At 63.8% G+C, this 22,829-nt stretch carries 24 protein-coding genes and 1 pseudogene; 4 read left to right on the forward strand and 21 right to left on the reverse strand.

The features are described from left to right. Positions 1–5: 5 nt before the first annotated feature. From NCS58_RS23640 to NCS58_RS23660, 5 genes are all read right to left on the reverse strand, one after another. The gene (locus tag NCS58_RS23640; protein WP_061117185.1) at positions 6–1,343 is read right to left on the reverse strand and encodes an NYN domain-containing protein; all 1,338 of its coding nucleotides are present in this window, start codon (positions 1,341–1,343) and stop codon (positions 6–8) included. A 66-nt stretch (positions 1,344–1,409) separates the two neighbouring features. Next, positions 1,410–2,462 carry a nitronate monooxygenase family protein gene (locus NCS58_RS23645; protein ID WP_250477695.1) on the reverse strand — a complete coding sequence of 351 codons (1,053 nt, stop codon included), beginning with the start codon at positions 2,460–2,462 and terminating at the stop codon, positions 1,410–1,412. Between the two features lie 147 nt (positions 2,463–2,609). Next, on the reverse strand, positions 2,610–3,005 hold the full coding sequence (locus NCS58_RS23650; protein WP_061117187.1) for a hypothetical protein: 396 nt from the start codon (positions 3,003–3,005) through the stop codon (positions 2,610–2,612). Positions 3,006–3,018: 13 nt separating this feature from the next. Further along, positions 3,019–4,803 (reverse strand): DNA-binding protein, encoded by a 1,785-nt coding sequence (locus NCS58_RS23655; RefSeq protein WP_061117188.1) that lies wholly within the window; start codon positions 4,801–4,803, stop codon positions 3,019–3,021. Between the two features lie 272 nt (positions 4,804–5,075). Further along, complete coding sequence (locus tag NCS58_RS23660; RefSeq protein WP_061117189.1) at positions 5,076–5,384, reverse strand: DUF4148 domain-containing protein; 309 nt, start codon at positions 5,382–5,384, stop codon at positions 5,076–5,078. A 252-nt stretch (positions 5,385–5,636) separates the two neighbouring features. Between NCS58_RS23660 and NCS58_RS23665 the strand changes: the two genes are divergently transcribed. Further along, positions 5,637–6,566, forward strand: a complete 930-nt coding sequence (locus tag NCS58_RS23665) for a LysR substrate-binding domain-containing protein (RefSeq protein WP_061117190.1) — start codon at positions 5,637–5,639, stop codon at positions 6,564–6,566. A 124-nt stretch (positions 6,567–6,690) separates the two neighbouring features. Here NCS58_RS23665 and oiaK read toward each other — a convergent pair whose 3' ends face one another. The 9 genes and pseudogenes from oiaK to NCS58_RS23715 all read right to left on the reverse strand — a co-directional run bounded on the left by oiaK (position 6,691) and on the right by NCS58_RS23715 (position 16,171). Further along, on the reverse strand, positions 6,691–8,073 hold the full coding sequence (gene oiaK, locus NCS58_RS23670; protein WP_061117191.1) for a 3-oxo-isoapionate kinase OiaK: 1,383 nt from the start codon (positions 8,071–8,073) through the stop codon (positions 6,691–6,693). Further along, positions 8,070–9,314, reverse strand: coding sequence for a ribulose-bisphosphate carboxylase large subunit family protein (locus NCS58_RS23675; RefSeq protein WP_061117192.1), 1,245 nt, complete (start codon positions 9,312–9,314; stop codon positions 8,070–8,072). Before NCS58_RS23675 ends, oiaK begins: the two co-directional genes overlap by 4 nt. Before the next feature lie 55 nt (positions 9,315–9,369). After that, the gene (locus NCS58_RS23680) at positions 9,370–10,200 is read right to left on the reverse strand and encodes a phosphogluconate dehydrogenase C-terminal domain-containing protein (protein ID WP_061117193.1); all 831 of its coding nucleotides are present in this window, start codon (positions 10,198–10,200) and stop codon (positions 9,370–9,372) included. Positions 10,201–10,228: 28 nt separating this feature from the next. Next, the gene (locus NCS58_RS23685) at positions 10,229–11,575 is read right to left on the reverse strand and encodes an MFS transporter (RefSeq protein ID WP_061117194.1); all 1,347 of its coding nucleotides are present in this window, start codon (positions 11,573–11,575) and stop codon (positions 10,229–10,231) included. 348 nt (positions 11,576–11,923) lie between these two features. Next, a pseudogene (locus tag NCS58_RS23690) lies at positions 11,924–12,651 on the reverse strand (MFS transporter); the annotation flags it as partial. Positions 12,652–12,858: 207 nt separating this feature from the next. Further along, entirely contained in the window at positions 12,859–13,239 is a 381-nt protein-coding gene (locus NCS58_RS23700; RefSeq protein ID WP_061117281.1) for a VOC family protein, read from the reverse strand. Between the two features lie 57 nt (positions 13,240–13,296). Continuing rightward, positions 13,297–14,574: a patatin-like phospholipase family protein gene (locus NCS58_RS23705; RefSeq protein ID WP_061117195.1), complete on the reverse strand. Its 1,278-nt coding sequence runs from the start codon at positions 14,572–14,574 to the stop codon at positions 13,297–13,299. 9 nt (positions 14,575–14,583) lie between these two features. After that, on the reverse strand, positions 14,584–15,366 hold the full coding sequence (locus tag NCS58_RS23710; protein WP_061117196.1) for a 3-hydroxybutyrate dehydrogenase: 783 nt from the start codon (positions 15,364–15,366) through the stop codon (positions 14,584–14,586). Between the two features lie 25 nt (positions 15,367–15,391). Then, a complete protein-coding gene (locus tag NCS58_RS23715) occupies positions 15,392–16,171 on the reverse strand; it encodes an acetoacetate decarboxylase (protein WP_311394676.1) in 780 nt (259 codons plus the stop codon). A gap of 362 nt (positions 16,172–16,533) precedes the next feature. On the opposite strand from NCS58_RS23715, the gene NCS58_RS23720 reads away from it, so the two are divergent. Further along, positions 16,534–16,710, forward strand: a complete 177-nt coding sequence (locus NCS58_RS23720) for a hypothetical protein (RefSeq protein WP_250477697.1) — start codon at positions 16,534–16,536, stop codon at positions 16,708–16,710. Between the two features lie 76 nt (positions 16,711–16,786). On the opposite strand, the gene NCS58_RS23725 is transcribed toward NCS58_RS23720, so the two are convergent. Genes NCS58_RS23725 through NCS58_RS23735 form a run of 3 tightly spaced genes read right to left on the reverse strand, consistent with a single transcriptional unit; the run spans position 16,787 to position 18,744 of the window. Then, entirely contained in the window at positions 16,787–17,287 is a 501-nt protein-coding gene (locus NCS58_RS23725; RefSeq protein WP_061117197.1) for a PAS domain-containing protein, read from the reverse strand. 30 nt (positions 17,288–17,317) lie between these two features. Further along, positions 17,318–17,881: a M48 family metalloprotease gene (locus NCS58_RS23730; protein ID WP_250477698.1), complete on the reverse strand. Its 564-nt coding sequence runs from the start codon at positions 17,879–17,881 to the stop codon at positions 17,318–17,320. A gap of 2 nt (positions 17,882–17,883) precedes the next feature. Continuing rightward, a complete protein-coding gene (locus tag NCS58_RS23735; protein ID WP_061117199.1) occupies positions 17,884–18,744 on the reverse strand; it encodes an oxidoreductase in 861 nt (286 codons plus the stop codon). Positions 18,745–18,865: 121 nt separating this feature from the next. Here NCS58_RS23735 and NCS58_RS23740 point away from each other — a divergent pair, with 121 nt between their 5' ends. After that, positions 18,866–19,078: a hypothetical protein gene (locus NCS58_RS23740; RefSeq protein ID WP_061117200.1), complete on the forward strand. Its 213-nt coding sequence runs from the start codon at positions 18,866–18,868 to the stop codon at positions 19,076–19,078. A 106-nt stretch (positions 19,079–19,184) separates the two neighbouring features. Here NCS58_RS23740 and NCS58_RS23745 read toward each other — a convergent pair whose 3' ends face one another. From NCS58_RS23745 to NCS58_RS23760, 4 genes are all read right to left on the reverse strand, one after another. Continuing rightward, positions 19,185–19,802, reverse strand: coding sequence for a hypothetical protein (locus NCS58_RS23745; protein WP_250477699.1), 618 nt, complete (start codon positions 19,800–19,802; stop codon positions 19,185–19,187). A gap of 283 nt (positions 19,803–20,085) precedes the next feature. Beyond that, the gene (locus tag NCS58_RS23750; RefSeq protein ID WP_061117202.1) at positions 20,086–20,598 is read right to left on the reverse strand and encodes a ProQ/FinO family protein; all 513 of its coding nucleotides are present in this window, start codon (positions 20,596–20,598) and stop codon (positions 20,086–20,088) included. A gap of 125 nt (positions 20,599–20,723) precedes the next feature. Beyond that, complete coding sequence (locus NCS58_RS23755) at positions 20,724–21,059, reverse strand: hypothetical protein (RefSeq protein ID WP_061117203.1); 336 nt, start codon at positions 21,057–21,059, stop codon at positions 20,724–20,726. A gap of 112 nt (positions 21,060–21,171) precedes the next feature. Then, entirely contained in the window at positions 21,172–21,816 is a 645-nt protein-coding gene (locus tag NCS58_RS23760) for a CGNR zinc finger domain-containing protein (protein ID WP_061117204.1), read from the reverse strand. Positions 21,817–21,957: 141 nt separating this feature from the next. Here NCS58_RS23760 and NCS58_RS23765 point away from each other — a divergent pair, with 141 nt between their 5' ends. Further along, complete coding sequence (locus NCS58_RS23765) at positions 21,958–22,812, forward strand: alpha/beta fold hydrolase (protein WP_061117205.1); 855 nt, start codon at positions 21,958–21,960, stop codon at positions 22,810–22,812. The last annotated feature ends 17 nt before the right edge of the window (positions 22,813–22,829 follow it).

Raw genomic sequence — 22,829 nt, forward strand, 5'->3', positions numbered from 1 at the left:
GCGATTTACTGATCGCTCGCCTTGTCGATGGCCTTGCGCGAGCGGCTGCCGCGCGATGACGATTTGCGCGATGGCTTTTCCGCCTTCGATTCGGCAACCGGTCCGGCGGCGATCACCGCGCTTTCGTTCGATACATCGGCGACGCTCTGCTTCGTCGCAGTCTTGCGCGCACGGCTCCGCGCGGCCGGCTTTTTCGGCGCGGATGCGGGCGCGGGTGTAGCTTCCGCTTGCGGTTCGAACGTCTCGCGTTCGACCGGCATCGGTGCCTCTTCCACGAACGCGACCGGTTCGTGCGCGGCTTTCCTTGCGTCTCGTCGCTCTCTGCGGCTGCTTTTCCCCGCGCCTTCGTGTTCTGTCGGAGCGACCGGCGTCGATGCTTCTTCCTCGAACACGACGGGCTCGGGCGCGGCCGCGTGCGCACTCTTCCTTGCGCCGCGGCGCTCTCGGCGTCGGTTGTTCCCAGCGCCTTCGTTTTCTTTCTGGACGACCGGCGCCTCGGGTTGCCTCACATCGACCGCCGCGGCCTGAGCGGACTGAGCGGAGCGAAACACGAATGCGCCGGATTTGTCGTCGCGGCCCACTTCGAGCAGACCGCGCGACTGCGCTTCATCGAGCAGATTGCCGAACGCACGAAAGCCATATTGCGTTTCGCTGAAGCCCGGCTTGCGGCGCTTGATCGCGCTCTTCAACACCGACGCCCAGATCTTGCCGCTCTCGCCGCGCTCCGATGCGAGCGCCTCGAACGTCTCGACGGTGATCGCGATGGCCTGCGACTTGCGCGAGTCCGTCTCCTGCCTGGGATGCCGTTCTTCATCGGGCGCGCGTTTCGATTCGCGCTGTTCGCGCTTGGCGATGGCGCGTTGCTGCTCGCGCACGAGGTCGTCGTAGAAGATGAACTCGTCGCAGTTCGCGACGAGCAGGTCGGACGTCGATTGCTTCACACCTACGCCGATGACCTTCTTCGCGTTCTCGCGCAGCTTCGACACGAGCGGCGAGAAGTCGGAGTCGCCGCTGATGATGACGAACGTATCGACGTGTGATTTCGTGTAGCAAAGATCGAGCGCATCGACGACGAGGCGAATGTCGGCCGAGTTCTTGCCCGACTGGCGCACGTGCGGAATCTCGATCATCTCGAAGCTCGCCTCATGCATCGCCGATTTGAAGCCTTTGTAGCGATCCCAGTCGCAATAGGCTTTCTTGACGACGATGCTTCCCTTCAGCAGCAGGCGTTCGAGCACCGGCCGGATATCGAATTTCTCGTACTTCGCATCGCGAACGCCGAGCGCGACGTTTTCGAAGTCGCAGAACAACGCCATGCTGACGCTTTCCTGAGGTCCAGCCATATGATTCTCCAGCCCGTGCGGCTTGTTTGGAATGCGCACATGATAGCTTGTCGGCCCGATGGCCGTTCATGACTCGCCGCCCCCGACGTTCAAGGTCTTCTCGCGTCGCGCCAGCAGATCGTCGAGCGTCTCGTTCGCCTCGCGCATCAGACGTTCGACGACTTCGCCCGCGGATGTCCGCTCGCTCACCAGCGCCGACGATTCCCCCGCGAAAAGCGCCATTTTTTCGAGATCGCCGGTCGTCGATCGCAGCGGAGAGATCGTGCTGTATTTTTCGACGGCACCCCATTCGTCATGCGCGATGACTTCGCGCGGCAGCGCATAGGGATCGTTGCCGAAGAGATGATCGCGCGCCGCATCCGTCAGGCTGTTCGCGAGCACGCGCACCGGTGAGCCGGCGGGCCAGTTGATCGCGTAGAGGTCGGTGTGGACGGTGTCGCCCGCGCGCGCATCGATCACGCGTTGCTTGTGATAATCGTGCGCATAGGATTCGTGCGTCGGCAGGAAGACAGTGCCGCAATGCACGCCGCTCGCGCCCAGCGCCAGCGCCGCAACGAGCCCCGCGCCCGTCGCGATGCCGCCCGACGCGACCACCGGCACACGGATATGCGCGGCGATTTCGGGTAGCAGCGTCATGATGCCGGTCGAGCCGCGCACATGGCCGCCCGCCTCGACGCCTTGCGCCACGATCACATCGGCGCCGGCCTTTTCCGCGCGAAGCGCATCTTCGAGCGAGCCGACCTGATACAGCACGAGCGCGCCGCCGTCTTTCGCGCGCGCGACGATATCGGGGTACACGTCCCAGAAAAAGCAGATCGCCGGCACCGCCAGTTCGAGGCAGGCGTCGAGCTCGGCGGCCAGCAAGCCGGGTTTCGTGCCCGTCGGAATGAGGTTGACGCCGAATGGCCGATCCGTCGCGGCGCGCACGGCGGCGACTTCGTCGGCGATCGTCTCGGGCGATTCGCGCACCATGCCGAGCAATCCGAAGCCTCCCGCACTCGACACCGCCGACGCGAGTTCCGCACGCGCGGGGCCTCCCATGCCGGCGGAGATGATCGGATAAAGGCAGCCGAGCACGCGGGTCAACTCGGTATCGAAAGGCGCAGCGTTCGCGGTCATGTCGTCCTCGCGCGATGAACGGCCCGAAAGCAAGTGCCGGACCCTCGCCAAAGCCTAGTCCCGACCGGACTGGCTTTCAAGCTGACTCATGACGGATGGCGCTTCGTCGGCGAGAGCGCTTCGCGGACTGTGGCCTGAGAAGCGCAGTCAGGGCTTCGCATGACGCGCGGCGAGCGCGGCAAGGTCGCGGCGGACCCAGTCGGCGTCGGCGGCGAATTTTTCGTCGGACATGCCGGGCTGGCGGAACAGCGTGAGCGCCACTTCGGCGCCCGCGCCGTTCTGATAAACGCGCAATGGTACGTAGACCTCTTCACCGTTCGGCAGACCGACGTAATGATCCATCACGCCGAGCGCGTTGTGACCGGTGAAGCGGATCGTCACATCGCCTTCGGGACCGCGGGCGCGCCAGTGGTCGCCCAGGTCTTCGAGCGTGGACTGCGCGAGTCCGGACGCCCATGTCGGAAAGACCTCCGGATGCCAGATCGCTTCATAGAGCTCGCGCCAATCGCGATCGATCGTGACGGTGAGGGTCTGCGTTTGCATCGTCACATGAAGATCACGTTTCGATCTTCGACATCACCGCGGTCGCCGGATCGTAGCGATAACCCTTTTGCGCGAGCTGCTGCGCCATCTTGTCGCCGATCATCTTCTGCTGCGACTCGCGGAACACGAGTTCGTGATCCGGCTTCAGGCGCTCCAGCTCGACCGCGAGCCTGCGCATCAGCGCGACTTCGCCGGTGCTGCGAGCATCGATAAAGAGGATCTTCTCGTTGGCCACATCGAGACGCTGGCGCAAGTCCTTCGCGTAGGTGACCCATTGCTCGGCGTTGGCGCGGAGATCGTCATAGGCCTTCGAATGCGCCTTCGCCTGCGCCGAGATCTGACGCTGCAGCGACGCGAGCTCCGACTCGTCGCCCTGCTCCTTCTCGACGAGGCGCTTCGCGAGATCGGTCGCGTTCTTCTCGGCGGCCTCGGCGCGCTCGCGCAACGCGTTGACATCGTTCGACACGCGCGCGAGTTCGGCGCCCTGCTCGGCCTTCTCTTCCATGAACGCGCTGATCTGCTTGCGGGCTTCATCCAGCTCGGCGCTGACACGGCCAGCGTGATCGCGGTACGCGGTAATTTCGGCGTTTCGCGCAGCTGCGTTCTCACGCTCCGCCGCGAGCGCGACGCGCACTTCGTTCAACTCCACCTCCAGTGCGGCGACGTGCGCGAGGCTTTCGCTCGCCTGCGCCTCGGCGGCCTGCGCGCGCCCGTGCGCGGCGATCGCATCCTGCGACCAGCGTTCGACTTCAGCCGATTTCTCCTGCGATGCGAGGCTCAACGCTTCATGCTGTTGCCGCGCCTGATCGCGCTCTTGTGCGATGCGCGCGAGCTCGTCGTCCTTGCCCGCCATCAATGCATGCAGTTGCGCGTGATCCTGAAGCACGCGGTCGCGCTCTTGCGCAATGCGCGCAAGCTCTTCGTCCTTGCCCGCGAGCGATGCGCTCAACTGCTCGTGCTGCTCCCGCGCCTGATTGCGCTCGTCGGCGATGCGCGCGAGTTCCTCGTCCTTGCCAGTCAGCGACGCGTGCAAATTGCCGTGCTGCTCGCGTGCCTGATCGAGCTCATCGGCGAGACGCGCGAGCGCTTCGTCCTTGCCCGACATCGACGCATGCAATTCCGAATGGTCCTGCCGCGCCTGATCGCGCTCTTGTGCGATGCGCGCGATGTCTTCGTCCTTCGCCGACAACGCCGCGTTCAGCGCATCCTTCGCGCGCCGCTCTTCTTCGAGCGACGCCTTCACGGCTTCCAGTTGCGCCTCGCCCGCCGATACGCGCTGCAACGCTTCCTCGACGCGCGTCTCTGCGGTCTGCGCGCGCGCCGTGACGGCTTCGAACTCCTGGCGCAAGCGCGCGACCGACTCTTCCGATGCCCGCAACGCGCTCACCATCTCCGTCATTTGCTGGCGGCTCTTCGCGGCCTCGTCGCCGGTCTTCTGGAACTCGGCGAGCGCCTCGTCACGCTCCGCGAGCGCGGTCGAAAGCCGCTGGCTCACCGCAGACAGACGCTGGCCGGACATCCGTTCGGTTTCGTCGCGAGAAACGGTCCAGAGCCGCCGCGCGACGTTCACGAGCGTCTCGGCGAGGTCGTCGGGGAGTCCGGTCGGCGCCTGCTGCTGCGGCACGTCCGGGGAACGCGCCTCGCGCCAGCGTTGCAGGCCTGCCGCGATGGCGACGACCGAGCCGCTGCCGGCCTCCGTCCAAACGGTCACGGGGGAAACCTTGCGGCCTTCTTGCGTCAGGCGGTCGGCGATCGACGCGATTTGCTCGTCGGTAATGATGTCTACGTCTGTGGGCATAAGCGCCTCGAAAATCAGTGGCGTCGCACTCAAAAAACTGCGATACGTTGTTACATTCGGCTGAATCCGCGCCAGGGCGGAACGGGATGATACCCATTTTCCACGCCTCGCCATTGCGCAGCGCGTCACGTGCCCTCGAAAACGGGATTTTGCAGCGAGAGTGTATCGCTTGAGAGGCGATAATTTCGAGACGTAATACGTTATTCACAGAAACGCATCGAGCCCGGACGGGCCATCCGTCCGGGCTTCATTGAATCGAGCAAACCGCGCGCTTACGGCCTTGCGAAAACCGGACCGAGCCCGATGACGTTCGCATCTGTCGAACGCGCGCCCGATGCAAAGGCGCCGTTCACCGGCGCACCGTAGGCGGTCAGGCCCTTCGCGGCATCGACGCGCGCCTGCGCGGCCTGGATGTTTTGCGGATACTGCGTCTGGTCGCTCGCCGGATCGTAACCGGCCTTTTGCAGCTCGACGAGCTGCGCGCGTACTTCCGCACGGGTGATCGGCTGGTTCGACTGCGCGAACGAGAAAGCCGGAAGCGCGACAGCGGCAGCGACGATAAGCGATTGGATGACTTTCATGATTGACCTCCAGAGAATGGGATGGAAACCCGTCTTGTCGATCCGCGCCGTGTTGCGAATCGTTCGGGCATGGAGGTATTAGAACCGGCGCACGTATCTGGCTTGTTTCGCGGCACGCAGGTTATGAAACGCCGTGTGTCGGGCTTCACTGCGGATACAGTGCGATACAAAGAGGACGGCCCGCCGCGCCGTCTACAATCGGCTTGCCGTATCGAAACAGGACACGATCGGGACCACACAGGGAGGAGACCCATGCAGACCCCGCGCCCTTCGCTGAACGCCCTGCGCGCGTTCGAGGCCGTGGCGCGCCTGCGCAGCATGACGCTCGCCGCGCAGGAGCTGTGCGTCACGCACGGCGCGATCAGCCGGCAGGTGAAGGCGCTCGAGGACACGCTCGGCCTCACGCTGCTCGTGCGCTCCGCGCAGTCGTCGGACCCGACGCCCGAAGGCAGGCGCCTCGCCGAGGGACTTACTACCGCGTTCAATCTCATCGACGCGAGTATCGAGCAGTTGAAGCCCGAGCCGCTCACGCTGTCGTGCTCCGCGACCATCATGATGAACTGGCTGATTCCGAGGATCGCGGGGTTTCATCGGCGCTATCCGCAGACCGAGCTCAAGTTCAACATGAACTACGACCAGATCGATTTCGTGCGCGACAAGATCAGCGTCGCCATTCGCGCGAACACGATCGAGCCGCCGAAGGACGCGGTCACGCGCACGCTCATCGACGAATGGATCGGGCCGGTGTGCTCGCCGGAGTATGCACAGTCGATCGGACTCGCAACGCCTGCCGATCTCGCGCGCGCAAAGCTGCTGTCCACCCGCACGCGCCCGGAGGCGTGGACGGACTGGTATCACGCGACGAACCTCGCGCCGATCGCCGGCGCGAGCGCGGATGCCTACGATCACTTCTATCTGCTGATTCAGGCGGCCGTGTGCGGTCTCGGCGTGGCGCTCGTACCGCAGTTGCTCGTGATGAACGATCTCATGTCCGGCAAGCTCGTTGCGCCGTTCGGCTTCGCGCCGGGTCCGCGTCAGCTCGTGCTGTGGGTCGCGCCGCATCTGCGCGCGCATGCCGACGTCGCGCAGCTGGAGCGCTGGCTGATCGAAGAGATGAACGAAAGTCTGGAGCAGATGACCGCGTTCCTGCGCGCGCGGGACGACGAAGCGCTCAGGACGTGAAGAACATGCCGTAGAGCGCGCTCGCACGCGAGAGGCGCGCGTGCATCGCGATCGCCGCGGCGATGCTCTCGTTGATCCGCCGTGCCTCGCAGAGCCATCGAAATCGCCCGTCTTCGATGAAACCTCACGAAGCCCCGGTCCATGAAGCGCCGTCGCGCACGTCGCCGAAGAAAGACGCGCGGCCGATCTGTCCGCCTTTCAGCACGATTTCGATCCCGTCGCGCGCCGGATCGTCGGACCACGCGCGGCACAGCGGCGCGCCCGGCGCCATGGCCGCCGCGACGCTCAATGCCGTGATGCCGAGCCTGCTCGCCACTTCGCCGGAACTGTCGCCGCCCGCGACGACGACGCGGCGCAACGGCGTGCGATCGAGCAGCCGGCGCATCACCTCGGCAAGCGCTTCGCCAACCCGGCGCGCGGCGTCCGCGCGGCTCAGTCCGGCGTGCGACGCCATGTCGTCGAATGCGAGCACGGCGGGGTCGTCCGGGCCTTCGGCGCTGAAGACGATCGGGCTTTCGCCAGCGCACACCGCACGAACCGCGGCGCCGGTCACGCGTTCGATTTCGGCTTCGCGAGATTGCGCATTATCGAGTGCGCGGCGCAAGTCCAGGCGCTCGACGCAAAAGCCGTGCTCGCGCGCCCAGCGAATCTGCCCCGCCGTCACGGGCGAACAGCTTCCGCTGACGGCCGCGATCACAGCGGCGGGCGATGCGTCGGGCAAGCCCGGCGTCTGCGGCACGAGCCCGTTCGCGCGCCAGTGCGCCGCGAGCGCGTACTGCAGTCCCGACGACGACGCCGTGAACACGCCCTCGCCGCGCGCCTCCCACACGAGCTTGCCCGCGGCGGCGAGCGTCTCCTCGTCGAGCACGTCGATCATGACGACGGGCGTGCCGTCGTTCGCGAGCGCGCTCAGGCGTTCGCGAACATCCGGCGAACGCAACTGCACGAAATCGATCAGGCGGATGCGCCGCTCCGTCTGCCGGCCCAGATGCACGCGCAGGTCCGCTTCGTCCATCGGCGTGACGGGATGACGCGACATCGTAGGATGACGGTCGAGCCGATGGCCCTCGCCGTCCACTGCCGCGAACAGATTGCCGAAGGCCTGATAGCGCTTGAGGCGCGGCGCGCCGACGATCATCGGCGACCACCTGCCGCGCATCTGCGCGACGCCGATGTCGATCGCGCGGCCTATCGAACCCGTGTGCGGCGATGAATCGAAAGTCGAGCAGACCTTGTATTGCAGGATGGGCGCGCCCAGCGCGGCGAGGCTCGCAAAGGCGTGCGGCAACTCGTCGTCCATCCATTGCGGACTGCGCCCGCGCGATGATCCCGCCAGCCCGACGCAACGCACATCGGGAAAGCGCGCGAGCAGTTCGGGCGCGGGCGCTTGCAGGCACAGAAGCGTCGGCACGCCGGCGGCGGTCATCGCTTCCATCGCGTCGGTGGAACCGGTGAAGTCGTCGCCGTAGTACGCGAGCAGCAGGCCGTCCGGCCATTGCGTGCTCATTTCCAGAACTCCAATGCGCTCTTCAGCGCAGGGCTGCGTTGCGCATGACGGGCGAGCGGCACGCCTTCGATCGCAGCGACCCAGGACTCGCGCAATGCCTCGACGCCCGCCGCGACGCCGCCCGGATGCCCGAAAATGCCGCCGCCCGCCGTGTGAATGAGATCCGCGCAGCCGATTGCGGCATACGTGTCCGCCGCCTGCAAGCCCGTCTGGCCCGAGCTGAACACGGGCATCGCGGTCAATGGCGCTTCGTCCATCACCGGCGACAGGACCGCGCGGGCCGCCGCGATCACGCTTTCGTCGGATTCGCTGAACTTGTTGCGCAGGCCGTTTACGTGCAGATGATCCGCGCCCGCGAGCCGCCACAGCATCTGCCACGGCGCATAGTCCCAGCCGAGCGCTTCGGCGCGCGTCAGATAACCCCAGCCCGCGCGATGCGCGTGGATCGGCAACTGACTGTGCTTGCGCAACTCGGTCATGCCGACGAGACCGATCGAATTGAGCACCGCCATCACGCACGTGCCGCCCTGTTCGAGCACGAGATCGTGACGACGCTTCATCTGATCGAGATCGCCTGTCACGTTGAACGCGACCATCACCTTCTTGCCGGTGCGCTCGGCGTGATCGTTCACGACGCGCATCACCGCGCGCACGCGTTCGTCGAACGGGCAATGCGAGCCGTCGCCTTGCAATTCGTCATCCTTGATGAAGTCGATGCCGCCCGCCACCAGTTCCTTCACCTGCGCGGCGGTTTCCTGCGGCGAAAGCCCGACGCTCGGCTTGATGATCGTGCCGATGAGCGGACCGTGCGACACGCCCGACAGCTTGCGCGTACCCTCGATGCCGAACGCGGGCCCCGGATACGCCGCCGCGAATGACGCGGGCAGGCGCAGCCCGGTCAGACGCAAGCCCGACACCTGCCGCAATTCGAAGAGATTGCCCGCGATCGTCGACATCAGATTCGGCAGCGACGGCCCGAAGTTACCGATCGGCCACGAAAGTTCGAGCACGCATTGCGTATAACGCTTCGATGCGGCGCCTCCCGGGAGACTCGGCGTCTCGGCATGGCCCAGCACTTCGAGCCGTTCGATGCGCGCGCCCGAGCGAGCCTTGAGTTCGGGCGTCTCGTTGGGCAGCGCGATGAAGGTGCCGCTCGACTGCTCGCCCGCGATGGTCTCGGCGGCAAGGCCCGGATCGACGCCGGTTTCGAGCCAGTAAGTGGCGTGGATGCGTTCGGTCACAGTCAGTTCCTCGATGGCGATTCGGTTGCGATCTTGCTCGTGCAGCGCGCAATTTTCAGGTGATACGGCGAATGCTCTCCGCGATTTCCTCGCGGTCGAACACCTTCTTCCAGTCATCGCGCATCAGGCGCGGCTTGCCGAATTCGATCGCCTTGTTGCACGCATCGGAGAATGCGCCGGGAATCTCGTTGAAGATCACTGCGCCGAGAATGTTCATGTGGCCGAGCAGGAAGTCGCGCGCCGCCTGTTCGGGCACGCCGCGCCTGATCGTCTCATCCATCGCTTCGCGCATCACGTAGAGCAGCGTCGCGCAGATGGTTTCCGACAGGCCCGGCTCCAGGATCGCCATCTGATCGACGGTCAGCCGATACGAACGCAGGATCGGCGCGTAGATCACCTTCGCGACGGCCTCGCCCAGATCGAACGCTTCCTCCGGCCCTTGCATCAGCGCGCTGACGATCGACTGCTTCGCGTGCGCGCCGCCGAAGTGGTCATGCAACGACTTCTCGTCGAGGTCGTAGTTGAAGATGATCGGATGGCACGGATGCGCGACGAAATACGTCAGATCCTTGCGGTCCGGAAGATGGCCGGCGAAAGGCGCGGCGGCATCGAGCGTCATGACCATCGTGCCCGGCGACAGCTTGGGCGCGATGTCGTGCGAGAGCTTGCCGATCAGCGTATCGGGCACGGCGAGGATCACGACCTGCGCACCGTCGAGCGCGGCATCGGCGCTGACGCATTCGATACCGAGTTCATCCTTCAGCCGCTTCTGTCCGGCCGCGCCCGGCTCGACATGCGCGACGCGATAGTCCGACTTCAGCAGGTTGCTCGAGAGGCGCACGCCCATCTTTCCGCCTGCTCCGAATAACGCGATCTTTTCCTTCATTTCGATGACTCCGGTGTGAGGTGAGTGTTCAATGTGCGTTGGCCGCGACGGCATCCGGCGCGCGTTCCTGACTCGTGCGTCCGATGGCGAAGGCGAGCGCGGCGGACATCAGCATCATTGCGCCGACGATCAGCATCGGCAGTTGATACGAGCCCGTCGCGTCCTTCGCCATGCCGGTGATGTACGGCGCGACAAAACCCGCGAGATTTCCGACCGTGTTGATGAGCGCGATGCCCGCTGCCGCCGCCGCACCCGAAAGAAAGCGCACGGGCAGCGCCCAGAAGTTCGGCAGCGCGGAGAAGATCGCGCAGGCCGTCACGGTGATCACGGCGATGGTCGCGGCGGGCGAGCCCATCTGCATCGCGAGCGGCACGCTCAACGCGCCGATCAGCGCCGGCACGCCGATATGCCACGAGCGCACGCCGCGCTTGGTTGCGTCGCGGCTCCACAGGAACAGGGCGATCGCGGCCGGCAGATACGGAATCGCGGTGATCAAACCCTTCTGGAACACGTTGAAGTGCGTGCCGAAGCGCGCCTCGAAGCCGCCGATGATGGTCGGCAGGAAGAACGCGAGCGCGTAAAGCCCGTAGATCAGGCCGAAGTACATCAGCGCGAAGAGCCAGACACGGCCACTCATCAGCGCGGCGACGGGGTTGCCGTGGACCTTGCTGGCCGATGCGCCTTTCGCGCGGTCTTCCTCGTCGAGGCGCGTCGTGAGCCAGTCGCGCTCGGCGGCCGTGAGCCAACGGGCGTCAGCGGGTTTGTCCGCGAGATAGAACCACGCGATCACGCCGACCAGAATGGCAGGAATCGCGACGCCGAAGAACATGATGCGCCAGCCGGCGAGATCGAAGAAGCCGTGCGCCTGGATCAGAAGCGCGGCGAACGGCGCGCCGATGACGATCGTGAGCGGTTGCGCGAGATAGAAGAGCGCGAGGATGTGGCTGCGATGCTTCGCGGGCACCCACGTGCTCAGGAAGAGAATCGCGCCGGGAAAGAAACCCGCTTCGGCAACGCCCAGCAGAAAGCGCAGCGTATAGAGCCCGTTTACGCTGCTCACCCAGGTAAAGAGCAATGCGACGATGCCCCACGTCACCATGATGCGCGCGAGCCAGCGGCGCGCGCCGAACTTGTGCAGCGCGAGATTGCTCGGAATCTCCAGCACGATATAGCCGATGAAGAACACGCCCGCCGCGAAACCGAACTGTGCGGCGGTGAGGCCGAGATCCTTGGTCATTCCGTTCGGGCCGGCGAACGAGATCGCGGTCCGGTCGAGAAAGTTGATGAAGAACATCAGCGCGACGAACGGCACGAGCCGCCACGACACTTTTCTGATCGCCGATCGCTCGACGGACTGCGTTTGCACAACGTTCATGTCTCCTCCAGGCGTGGCGCACGAGTGTGGTCAACTGGTGTGACGAGTAGACCATCGCCGGAGGGATGCGAGACATAGGTGCAAACGCCGAATCGGATCGATTTTTTCTCACAGCTTACGGCGATATATTCACGTCTTTATCCATAAACCGCCATAGTGGTGCTGCGAAAATCTCACAGCGTTCGGTCTCCGGGCCGAGCCGGTCGTCGAGCCGAAGTGTCGCCGGCTGCCGCTCACGAATTCAGCGGCGTCGCGGGTGACCCAAAGCCTCATCGACGCGTGCATACCGAACAGGCATCGACCTTCATCGGGATGACTCGCCGATGAAGGTCGTTCGCGTCAGCGCCTTCACGCCGCGACGCGCAATGCCCGCGTTCCGCCTTTCCCCCGGCTCACCGCTGCCAGCGCCGCGAGGCTGATCACCGCCGTGAACATCATGTAGAAGCTGGGCGCCGCCTTGCTGCCCGTCGCGCTCAGCAACCAGATGATGATCGCGGGCGTGAATCCGCCGAACACCGTCACGCCGATGTTGTAGCCGATCGACATGCCCGTCGCGCGCGTGGACACCGGAAAGATTTCCGACATCAGCGCAGGCAGCGCGCCGAAGTAGATCGCCTCGAGCAACGCGAGCCACGCGACGAGTGCGAACAGTGCAGGCACCGACACATGCGACACGACATACGCGAACGCCGGATAGCCCGTCGCGAAGAGCAGCAGCGCCGCCGTCGACATCTGCTGCTCGCCGCGAAACCCGTCGATGCGTCGAGATGCAGCTCGCGGATCGCGAACGTCGGCACATACTGCAACAGGTAGTTCACCGCCGTCGATACCGTCAGCGCGCCGATCGAGACGAGCAGCAACGCCTTCTGCTGCGTGAATACATCGCGCACGGGCGTGGCCGTGTGGTCGGCTTCGGTGTAATCGGCCGCGTCTCGCAGATAGCGTCGCAGGAACAGGCCCGCCGGTCCGATCAGCAAGCCGAAGAAGAACGGAATGCGCCAGCCCCACGCTGCGAGCTCCGTGGCGGGCATCATTTCGGCGCGCTCACCGGCGATCACGCTCGGCAGCGCGGTCGCGCTCGAAGGCGACCCCCGCCCGCCGACGCTCGTCGCCACACCCATCGACGAGCCTTTGCTCAACGAGCGCCTGTTGCAGGTCACCGTGATGCGCGAGCGCCGACTTGCGCCTGCGGTCGATCAGTTTCTGAGCACGCTGACGAACGCGTTGCGCGAAAGTCTGGGCGCGCCGCCCGCCACGCGCGAAGAGAAAAAAACGTTAGGCGGTCATTGCGTGGCGACCCACCACGTGGTGCCGGCGGCGTCGCAAAAGCCGCCTCTGAAGTCGTCATCGGCGCGTTTGCGCGTGGGCGCTTGCACGCTTTGCGCGCCGTTGTGGATGGCGCGGTCGTAGACGGCCTGTACGTCGCGCACGTAGACGTGGATATGCGGCCCCGGCGATTGCTGATCCGTTGCGCCACCGCCGATCATCACGATGCTGTCGTCGATGCGCACTTCGGCGTGCATCAGCGAGCCATCAGGACGATCGAAGCGGCGGACCAGTTCGGCTTCGAAGACTTTCTGCAGAAATGTGATGGTCGCTTCCGCGTTTTCGCAGATGAGGTACGGACTGATGGAGGGGTAGGTCGGGGGTTTCCAGGCGTTCATGGCCATGCCTCGTTTGATCGTCGCGGCTCATCAGGGTAATGGAATCCCGCGTGGGCTTCAAACCCCTTCCACCTCATCCACCTCATCCACATCGACCAACTTCTTCGACACTGCCTTAGGCACCTCGGCCGTCGCTTGCGGCGCGGGCTCATACCGATGCACATCGTGCGTCACGAAGCCCAGATCATGACTCGGCACTTCGAACCACTCCGGATGCCCGAACGATCGACGAATATCTTCCAGCCCGCTTGCCCAGTGCTCGTCCATCGTGTCGTTGCTGAACTCGTAGTCCTTGTAGTGCCCTTCGAAGAACTTGTTCTTGTAGATGAGATGCACGACGTTCACCGCGCCGCCATCCGCGATTTTCTGCGCCTCGCGCAACAGCGGATGCGAGCGCCGCGTCTTCTCGGGAACGTGCTCCAGCAGTTCCTTGATAAGCCGCGCATGCTTTTGATTATGCGAAACGAAATCGGTGATCGCGCGTGTTCGGCTCGAATACTGAATGTCCTTCGTGCGTTCGCTCACGTCGAGAAAATCGCCCGGCAGCGTGCCGCGCGCGCTCCACAGATCCACCTGGAACACGAGCGTGTCCTTGTGCTGGCTTTCGCGAATGATCTCCGTCAGCGGGGTGTTCGACACGAGACCGCCGTCCCAATAGAACTCGCCCTCGATCTCGACAGCAGGAAAGCCCGGCGGCAACGCGCCCGACGCCATGAAGTGCTCAGGCGCGAGACGCATCTTCGTATTGTCGAAGTAGACGAGGTTGCCCGTGCGCACATTGACCGCGCCCACCGACACACGCATGGCGCCATCGTTGATGCGGTCGAAATCGGCGAACTGCAGCAGCGTCGAGCGTAACGCGGACGTATCGTAGTAACTCACGTCGCTCGGGCGCTTGCTCTTCGTGACCGGTCCGAGATCGGGCACATGCACGCGCGGCGAAAAGAAGCCCCTCTGTCCTTCGGTCAGCGCGCGCGCCGCCGCCCACATGCTCGAAAACTTGCGGCCGATATTGCCGAAGCCGAACGCCGCAGGCAGGAACGCGCCGACATGTCCGATCAGATCCGCAGGCTGGCAGATCGTGTTCCAGAACCCGCGCAGCGCGGCCACGCGGTTTTCGGGCGCATTGCCCGCGATGATCGCAGTATTCAGCGCGCCGATGGAAATGCCCGATGTCCATGTCGGATCGACGCCGACTTCCGCGAGCCCTTCGAACACGCCGGCCTGATAGGAGCCCAGCGCGCCGCCGCCTTGCAGCACGAGGCAGACGTCATCGTAATCCGGCAGCGCGACGTGGTTCGCCTGCGTGAGTGTGTTGCGTTGACTGCGGCGCATGGATTCCCCTTATTGCATGAACCAGCCGTGGCTCACCACGACCGACTGCCCTGTCAGCGCATTCGATTCGAAGCCCGCGAGGAACGCGACCGTGTTCGCGACATCGGCGACGGTCGTGAATTCGCCATCGACCGTTTCCTTCAGCATCACGTTCTTCACGACTTCTTCTTGCGAAATGCCGAGCGCCTTCGCCTGCTCGGGAATCTGCTTCTCGACGAGCGGCGTGCGCACGAAACCGGGGCACACCACATTGGCGCGCACGCCGCGCGATCCGCCTTCCTTCGCGACGACACGCGCGAGTCCCAGCAAACCATGCTTCGCCGTGACATAAGCCGACTTCAGTTTCGATGCCTCATGCGAGTGCACCGATCCCATGTAAATGATCGAGCCGCCCTTGCCCGATGCGTACATGTGCTTGATCGCGGCTTTCGTCGTGAGGAACGCGCCGTCGAGATGGATCGCGAGCATCTTCTTCCAGTCGGCATACGCATACTCTTCGATCGGCGCGACGATCTGAATGCCCGCGTTCGACACCAGCACGTCGATGCCGCCCAGCTTGGCCACCGCCTCTTCGATGCCGGCGTTCACCGCGTCTTCGCTCGTCACGTCCATCGATAAGGCGATCGCCTTGCCGCCCGCCTCTACGATGCTGTCCGCAACTTTCTGCGCATTCGCGAGGTTCAGGTCGGCGATGACGACCGCCGCGCCGTCGGCCGCGAGCTTGCGCGCCGTCTGTTCGCCGATGCCGCTCGCTGCGCCCGTGACGAGCGCGACTTTTCCTTGCAGTGCCATGTGCTTGTTCCTTAACGATTCGAAGTTATTGATTGACGGCGAGCCTGAGCTCATCCGGCGGCGCGAGATAGTCATAGGCGACTTCGCCGATATCGAGCGTGAGATTCGCGATGACATGCCGCGCGCCGACCACCTTGCGCACCGGCAGATCCGCGACGGGCGCGAGCGCATGCGCATGCAGTTCCAGCGCGGCCGGGCCTTCCCATGCGCCGAGCACGCTCACGTCGCGCAGAAAGAAGCGAACCAGTTCGCACACGCGCGCGGTGCCATCGACATGCGGCAGCACCTTCAGCAAATAGTTCGGCGTATCGGCGAGCTTCTTGCGCTCGGCTTCGAGATCGAGCGGACGATACTTGTAGCCCATCGTGCCCGTCGCGATCCGCTGCGTGCCGTAGTCGAGCGTGCCGAGCAGCGTGTCCTTGCCGTCGACTGAAAGACGCGGCGATGCGAGCTTCTTCGGAAAGCCCCAGATCTCGCGGCCGCCCGCAATCGGCCCTTCGTCGTCGAGATACATCGCGTGCGTGTAGCTGCCCTTCCGGCCATCCGGATCGATGACGGAGATCACCTGGCCACTTTCGGTGTAATCGCCGAAGCCGGATGAATCCGGCATGCGAATGAACTCGTAGTGCACGAGACCGTTGTCGACTTCGAGCGGCTCGGGGACCACGGCGCGCAACGCATCGAGATCGGTCTCATAGGAGATGATGAAGTACTCGCGATTGAGAAAGCGGAACGGCGGGCGCGGATAAGCAGGATTGTGCACCGGCATGGCGAACGCATTCCTGCGGATGTCATCTTGTTTCACTGGGTCGCCCCTAAGTTGAGAACAGGCACGATAGTAGATGCAGTCAATGACATTTGTCGCAGACGGCAGGCAGCGAACGCACGCATGCCGGCGCACTGCAACCGGCAAATATCCCGCTGCGTCAAAGTCTTATGCACGCCCGCTGATGAATTGCAGTTTTTTGTGCAATATACTGTTGCCTCAGCGGCGCAGACACGGAACGAGCGTGACGTTGCCGCCCGGCTCACACACGCATGAGCGTGATCGGCCGGTGTACCCCAGGTTGAAGCGGAATATCGAGTCTTTTGTTTCTTGCGGTGCGAAGCAACGGCCCACGCGTTGCTTTGCCTTTTCGAAGGCCATCTCCTCCAAGCGAGTCTCCGATGAAAACGTCCTTGAAAAAATCCCTCGTGCTTTTGGTGCTGACGGCATTCGCGGCGCCGACGCTGTCATTCGCGGCCGCAGAGTACCCCGACAACAAGCCGCGGCCCGCGTATCACAAGAAAGGCCAGAAGCATCATCACAAGAAGTCGACGCCGCCCGCCTCGCAATCGCAATAAGCGGCACTGCTCACACACGCACGGGCGTCCGTTATGGACGCCCGTACATTTTCTTCTGGCGCCGTCCGGCGCGATATCAGCTTGCCTGGATACGGTGCGCCGCGAGACTCAGCACGCGTTCGGGCACATCGACATCGATGGGCTTCACGAGATGTTGCGCAAGCGATCCACCGCGATGTGATGCTCGCCATTCGGCGAGTTGCCCGTCGTTAGCGCAAATCGGCACGGCGCGCGACAAGATCCAGCCCAGCGAGCCATGCGCGCGCACCACGCGATGCTCCGGCTCGAACAGGCTCCGCGATGCGAGCGCCGCTTCGATCGCGCGCAGCACGGGCTGATGCTCGGGACGACCGTAAGTACCGAGCCATTCCGCGTTCTCGGACAAGGTGTCCGCGAGAAAGCCGCGACCGTCGAGCGCGCGCATGCGGGTCCAGTCGGCGCTCATGCGATACACCGCATACGACCCGGATGCGACCAGCGCCCTGAAGCGCGATTCGCTCACACGCAGCGCTTCCTCCCTCACGGCGCGTTCGACGAGATCCGCGGCCTGGCGCGGCACGAGCCCGACTTCAAACAATTGCGTCTGATGGACGCACGCGCGCGGAAACTATTGCCCGCTCGAGACGAGACGTGCGCGCATTGCATCGAGGCGCGCCGCGTCGATATGGCCGCGCGTTGCCATCGCTTCGAGCGCCGCCAGCACAGATGCCGTGCCACAAAGCGATGCCGCTTTCGCGTCCGCATCGAGCTCGAAGGCGGCGGAGCGTTTTGCGCCGCGCGCGCGCCAGATTTTCGCGCACGCGAAGAACGCCGCGACGAAGGCGAGTCCGGGGAGGCTCACGCGCCACACATCTTCATCGGATGAGATCGCGAAAACGATGCAGGGTATCGACAAGAGCGCCGTCACCGAAAGCACGGTCCATGCAAAATCGAGCAAGATCGTTTTGCGTTGCGTCGCGTGCCCGACTTCGTGCGCGACGATGATCTGAAGCAAGGGCTCCGGTAACGTCAGCGTGGCGCGATCCACATCAATGCGATTGAACAAGGCTTCGTAGCAGGGCCCGGCGCAGCCCGTGACGAAGCGCACATGCGGCGGCGTAACGTGCAGCGCGGCGGCATCGGCGGCAACGAGCGCGAGGATATGCTGTTCTTCCACGCGAAGCCGCTTCATGATCATTGCCCCGGATGATCGGTCCACTCGCTGCGCGCCTGCCACGCATCGATCTCGGCGGTCAGCTTCGCCAATTTGGCGCGCACGAGCTCGAGCCCGGGGCCGCCCAGCACGAGATGCCCCGGCGGCTCGGACGACGTGACCGCTTCGATGATGACCTGCGCGGCGCGCGCCGGATCGCCCGGCTGCTTGCCGCTGCGCTCCGCGATGGCCGCGCGCCGGCTACCCGAGGTCTGTGCGTAATCGTCGATCGGCCCGCGCGTCTGTTTCAGCGACCGGCCTGCCCAGTCCGTGCGGAACGGGCCGGGCTCGACCGCCGTGACCTTGATGCCGAGCCCTTCGGTCTCGCGGGCGAGCGCTTCGCCCAGGCCCTCGAGTGCGAACTTGGTCGCCGCGTAATAGCCGCTGCCCGGATTGCCGACGAGCCCGCCCACCGACGTGATGTTGACGACATGCCCGGAGCGTCGCTCGCGCATGCGCGGCAGCACGGCCTTGATCATCGCGGCGGCGCCGAAGAAATTCACTTCGAACATCGCGCGCACTTCTTCGTCTTCGCCCTCTTCGACTGCCGAGAGATAGCCGAAGCCCGCGTTGTTCACGAGCACGTCGATATGGCCGAATGCTGCGTAGGCATCGTCGATTGCAGACTTGATCTGGTCGGTGTGCGTGACGTCAAGCGGCACCGCGATTGCGCGGCCCTGGGCGCGTTCGACGATATCGGCGACGCTCGCCGGATCGCGGGCGGCGACGACGGCGCGCCAGCCCTTGTCGATCACGGCGCCGGCCAGTTCGCGGCCGAAGCCGGTCGAGCAGCCGGTGATGAACCAGACGGGGGTGTCGTTATTGCCGTTGGAAGCGGACATTGCGCTACTCCATGAAAAACGCGCGCACACCGCTCATTCTGACCGGAATGCGCGACGCGTGTGTCGCAGGGATCGAAACGAATATGCGGGCCTATCGCAGCGCGGGCATGCGAATCGCCCGATGATTGCGCGGCTCGAACAGAACCGTCTGCTCGATGCGGGCAGCGATCTGCTTCCAGCCGGCGAGCTCCTCGTCGAGCACGGCGAGCGTCAAAAGAATCCGCTCACGATCGTGTTTCGTGGGCGCGGCTTGTGCGTTTTCGCGCAGCGACGCAAGCGCCGCCTCACGCGCGGCAATCTGTTTCGCGATTCGTTCCCGAAGGCACTTCAGTGATTGGTCCATTTTCGTATGACAGGATGATGTCACCGATGACCTCAGCAAACCGCGCGCCTTGCAGTGCGCTTTCACGAGCGCGCCGCGTTGACGCGTTTCTGCAGCGTTATCCGGCATCGCCCGAACTGATCACGGATTGCATGCTCTTCAATAGCTTCGTCAGATAGCGAAGCAAGCCGACCGTATCGCCAAATTCGACGAAGCCGGGCCTGACACCATCGCTGAAGAGCAGCGTGCCGTCCAGCGTGTTATCGACAATCAGCCCGGCGTACGCGGCGTGTGGTCTGTATTCGTCGGCAGCGAGGCTGAACGTATTGCCGTTCACAGCGGCATCACGCAGACGCATGAGAAATTGCACTTCGGGCGCGCGCGACGCGGATAACCGGTGAAGATCGAAGTACTCGGCGACCGCAAGAATTGCATTCGTGCACGGGACGAGCAGCGCAAAAGCGATGCGCTTTTCAGCCGTGTCGAACGATGGCCACGACAGCGCGTCTTGCGGCTGCGGGCTTTTGGTCGGCGTGCCGTCTTCGCTATGCGTATGCGCTTCAGGATGCGAACGTTTGCGCGCAAGTAAGGGCTGTGCCTTCGCGAAGTCCGGCGGCGGCGCACCGTGCTCGATCCAGTCGGAAAAGAGGCTCGCGTAAGCGTAGAGCGTCGTCAGTTGCGCTTCGATGAAGGCGACGCCCACTCTGCAGGCGTCTGGATGGCGACTTTCGGACATGGCGTCTCCTTTGCGTTTCCTCCCTGTATGCAATCACCGGGCCTGATTCGAAGTCGGTTTGCGTCATTGACAGTTAGTTGCGAGAAGGGACAAAGCTGGCCAACGCGAATCGTTCTATATATTTTGGATACCGAATCAATTTCAGCCACGCCAAACCGCCTCCGACACAAGGCGGAGTCACGCGAATACAGAAGACATGCGATGCGTTCGATCTGAAATCGAAGCGTACGAAAGGAAAAGGGGCAATGACGCGCGCGGGTCGGACCGCGCGCGGCGCGTCGCGTTACTTGGCCGCTTCCTCGGTCTTCGGCGCAGGAGCCGATCGCGCGAGGCGATTCGTTTCCAGGTACACGGCGCGTTCCGCATCCGCCGCCGAAACTTCGCCGGCCGCGCCGCCCGTGAGATCGATTCGGGGCGCGCCCTGCACGAGGCAGGTCCAATAGCGATTGCCGCGGCACCAGACCTTGATCGCGCTACGCAGTTCCTTCTCGTTGAGCCCGAGCTCCTCCGCGTGCGTCATCAGATCCTCGAAAATGCCGACCTTCAGCGGAACCTTCGGCGCAGGATTCTTCGGAAACGCGAGCGGAAACCGCTTCTGCAGCTTTCCGATCGTATGCACGACAGGGTCCACCGGTTTCGATGGAGTCCCGGATTTCGCGGACTTAGCGGGATCGGCCGGCTTCGACGCAGCCGGCGGCGCGGGACGCCGCGCGCGCGGCGCCTTCTTCTTCGCTGCATTGCTTGCAGCCTGTTTTGCGAGTTGCTCTTTCAGTCCGGCGAGTTGTTCGAAGCCCATCACATCGTGCCTGTAGAAAACGTACCCGGATTTTAACAGCCTCCGGTGACGACCTCGTGGCCGCCGGCGGCGGCCTCATCGGACAAGCATCTGGCCCCGAAAAGACCGCCCTGCCGACATCGCGCTTACTGGCCGCCCGAATAGACGTTGCAGAATGGTCGCGGCGCGCAGTTGTTCGACATGGCGCCAGTCCAGTTCGATGTTCGCCCGCTCGCGCTCTGGCCCATCGCCACGCCGCCGTATGCGGTGTCGCCGGAAATTGGTGTGCTTTGGACGTCTTGCTGGCGGGGTGCGGGAATGGACTGCAATGTGTCGGTGGGTTCTTGTGCCTGAGTCAGAGTTCCGATTGAAAAGGCGGCCACGAGCGTGGTCGTAACGAGGAAGGTCTTCATGACTTTCTCCTTCAACGAAAGACTTGCCGCTGCCTGACGATACAGCCGCCAGGTGAACCAGGTGCGCATGAAACGCGCACCTATCAAACATATACCCAAGCCGCCGCGAAGTTAAATCTGAAAGTTCGTGCGACTGGTCTGGCGAGCCGAATCCCCGCATGAACGTTCGTCCGCGCATCGATCAATTGGATGCCCGCGACGGCCCTTCACTCTCCTTGAGCCGTGCCCGATGCGCGGCAACCTTTGCCCGATTCCCGCAGATGGCCATGCTGCACCAGCGCCGCGCATGCCCGCGCGTGTGATCCGCGAAAAGCAGCGTGCATTTCGGGCCTTCGCACGCCTTCACGTAAGTAAAGTCCTCTTCGCAGACGAGTTTCGCAAGCGCTTCGACCACCGGCATCAACAGCGATTCGGCGTTCGGCCAACGTCGCTGCATGCTGAACGCGAGACCGCTTGCAGCATTCGCATCGGCGACGATCACCGCATGTTGCTCGTCGCGCTGCAACACGCTGTTTAGCGGCTCGAGTTCGGCCAGATCCTTCGCCGATAACGGCCGCCCTTTCCTCTTTCGCACGAACGCACGAAACCATTCGCGCAGTCCGCGCGCCTTTGCTGCGACCTCGTCCAGCTCGGCAGGCGCGATTTGCGAACGCATTTGCGCCAGCACGTCGGCGGGCACCAGTTCCGCCTGTTCAAGCCATGACAGCAAGCCTTCGCCATCGCCGATCCAGTCGACGGGCTCATCGACCGGCGTCGCGATCGAGTTGAGGAAATGGAGGCCGGGCGCGTCGGCCACAAAAATCGCCGGGATGGGGCGGTAGTCCATTTTGCAATTCAGACGTGTTTCTAGGATGCCCCCATCGTAACCACTAAAAATACTCTTGACAAGTTACGGCGTTCATCCGTAACCTTCTTCACAGGCTTTTAACGGTTACACAACTTTTCCTGACCCTGCGGAGAAACGCTCATGTCCACCATTGCGCATCGTCATATCGACGTCGACGGTTTCAACGTGTTCTATCGCGAAGCCGGTCCGGCAGACGGCCCCAAACTGCTCTTGCTGCATGGCTTTCCCAGTTCGAGCCACATGTTTCGCGATCTCATTCCGCTGCTCTCCGAGCGCTTTCATATCGTTGCGCCCGATCTTCCGGGTTTCGGCCTGTCCGATATGCCGAGCCGCGACGCGTTCTCGTACACGTTCGATAACATCGCGAACGTGATCGATCGCTTTACCGAAGTGATCGGCTTCGATCGCTATGCGGTATATGTCTTCGATTACGGCGCGCCGACCGGCTTTCGTCTTGCGCTCAGGCATCCAGAGCGCATCACGGGGATCGTTTCGCAAAATGGCAACGCCTATGAAGAAGGATTGAGCGACGGCTGGAATCCGATTCGCGCGTACTGGCAAGCGCCCACGCAAGCGAACCGCGATGCGCTGCGCGCGCTGCTCACGAAGGAGACGACGAAGTGGCAATACACGCACGGCGTGCCCGACCTCTCCACGATTTCACCGGATGGCTACGCGCTCGACGACTACTACATGAGCCGCCCTGGCGCGCATGAAGTACAACTCGATCTCTTCGGCGACTACCGCAACAACGTCGCGCTATACCCCGCGTTTCAGGCCTATTTCCGCGAGCATCAGCCGAAGTTGCTGGCGGTGTGGGGCAAGAACGATCCGTTTTTCCTGCCGCCGGGCGCGGAAGCATTCAGGCGCGATATCCCGCATGCGGACGTGCGCTTCTTCGATACAGGCCACTTCGCACTCGAAACGCACGCGGCGCAGATCGCGGCAGCCATCACCGAATTCCTCGCTCACTAAAACGCGGACCTTCACCG

Source organism: Caballeronia sp. INML3B (genome assembly GCF_023631305.1).
Taxonomy (GTDB): domain Bacteria; phylum Pseudomonadota; class Gammaproteobacteria; order Burkholderiales; family Burkholderiaceae; genus Caballeronia; species Caballeronia turbans.

Bases quoted from the DNA above. Each gene is read 5' to 3' on its own strand.
- NCS58_RS23650 (WP_061117187.1), bottom strand. From the start codon at position 3,005: ATGCAAACGCAGACCCTCACCGTCACGATCGATCGCGATTGGCGCGAG.
- NCS58_RS23765 (WP_061117205.1), top strand. From the start codon at position 21,958: ATGTCCACCATTGCGCATCGTCATATCGACGTCGACGGTTTCAACGTG.
- NCS58_RS23760 (WP_061117204.1), bottom strand. From the start codon at position 21,816: ATGGACTACCGCCCCATCCCGGCGATTTTTGTGGCCGACGCGCCCGGC.
- NCS58_RS23665 (WP_061117190.1), top strand. From the start codon at position 5,637: ATGCAGACCCCGCGCCCTTCGCTGAACGCCCTGCGCGCGTTCGAGGCC.
- NCS58_RS23640 (WP_061117185.1), bottom strand. From the start codon at position 1,343: ATGGCTGGACCTCAGGAAAGCGTCAGCATGGCGTTGTTCTGCGACTTC.
- NCS58_RS23655 (WP_061117188.1), bottom strand. From the start codon at position 4,803: ATGCCCACAGACGTAGACATCATTACCGACGAGCAAATCGCGTCGATC.
- NCS58_RS23755 (WP_061117203.1), bottom strand. From the start codon at position 21,059: ATGCGCACCTGGTTCACCTGGCGGCTGTATCGTCAGGCAGCGGCAAGT.
- NCS58_RS23645 (WP_250477695.1), bottom strand. From the start codon at position 2,462: ATGACCGCGAACGCTGCGCCTTTCGATACCGAGTTGACCCGCGTGCTC.
- NCS58_RS23705 (WP_061117195.1), bottom strand. From the start codon at position 14,574: ATGCGCCGCAGTCAACGCAACACACTCACGCAGGCGAACCACGTCGCG.
- NCS58_RS23740 (WP_061117200.1), top strand. From the start codon at position 18,866: ATGATTGCGCGGCTCGAACAGAACCGTCTGCTCGATGCGGGCAGCGAT.
- NCS58_RS23735 (WP_061117199.1), bottom strand. From the start codon at position 18,744: ATGTCCGCTTCCAACGGCAATAACGACACCCCCGTCTGGTTCATCACC.
- NCS58_RS23750 (WP_061117202.1), bottom strand. From the start codon at position 20,598: ATGGGCTTCGAACAACTCGCCGGACTGAAAGAGCAACTCGCAAAACAG.
- NCS58_RS23700 (WP_061117281.1), bottom strand. From the start codon at position 13,239: ATGAACGCCTGGAAACCCCCGACCTACCCCTCCATCAGTCCGTACCTC.
- NCS58_RS23680 (WP_061117193.1), bottom strand. From the start codon at position 10,200: ATGAAGGAAAAGATCGCGTTATTCGGAGCAGGCGGAAAGATGGGCGTG.
- oiaK (WP_061117191.1), bottom strand. From the start codon at position 8,073: ATGAGCACGCAATGGCCGGACGGCCTGCTGCTCGCGTACTACGGCGAC.
- NCS58_RS23710 (WP_061117196.1), bottom strand. From the start codon at position 15,366: ATGGCACTGCAAGGAAAAGTCGCGCTCGTCACGGGCGCAGCGAGCGGC.
- NCS58_RS23745 (WP_250477699.1), bottom strand. From the start codon at position 19,802: ATGTCCGAAAGTCGCCATCCAGACGCCTGCAGAGTGGGCGTCGCCTTC.
- NCS58_RS23720 (WP_250477697.1), top strand. From the start codon at position 16,534: ATGAAAACGTCCTTGAAAAAATCCCTCGTGCTTTTGGTGCTGACGGCA.
- NCS58_RS23660 (WP_061117189.1), bottom strand. From the start codon at position 5,384: ATGAAAGTCATCCAATCGCTTATCGTCGCTGCCGCTGTCGCGCTTCCG.
- NCS58_RS23685 (WP_061117194.1), bottom strand. From the start codon at position 11,575: ATGAACGTTGTGCAAACGCAGTCCGTCGAGCGATCGGCGATCAGAAAA.
- NCS58_RS23730 (WP_250477698.1), bottom strand. From the start codon at position 17,881: ATGAAGCGGCTTCGCGTGGAAGAACAGCATATCCTCGCGCTCGTTGCC.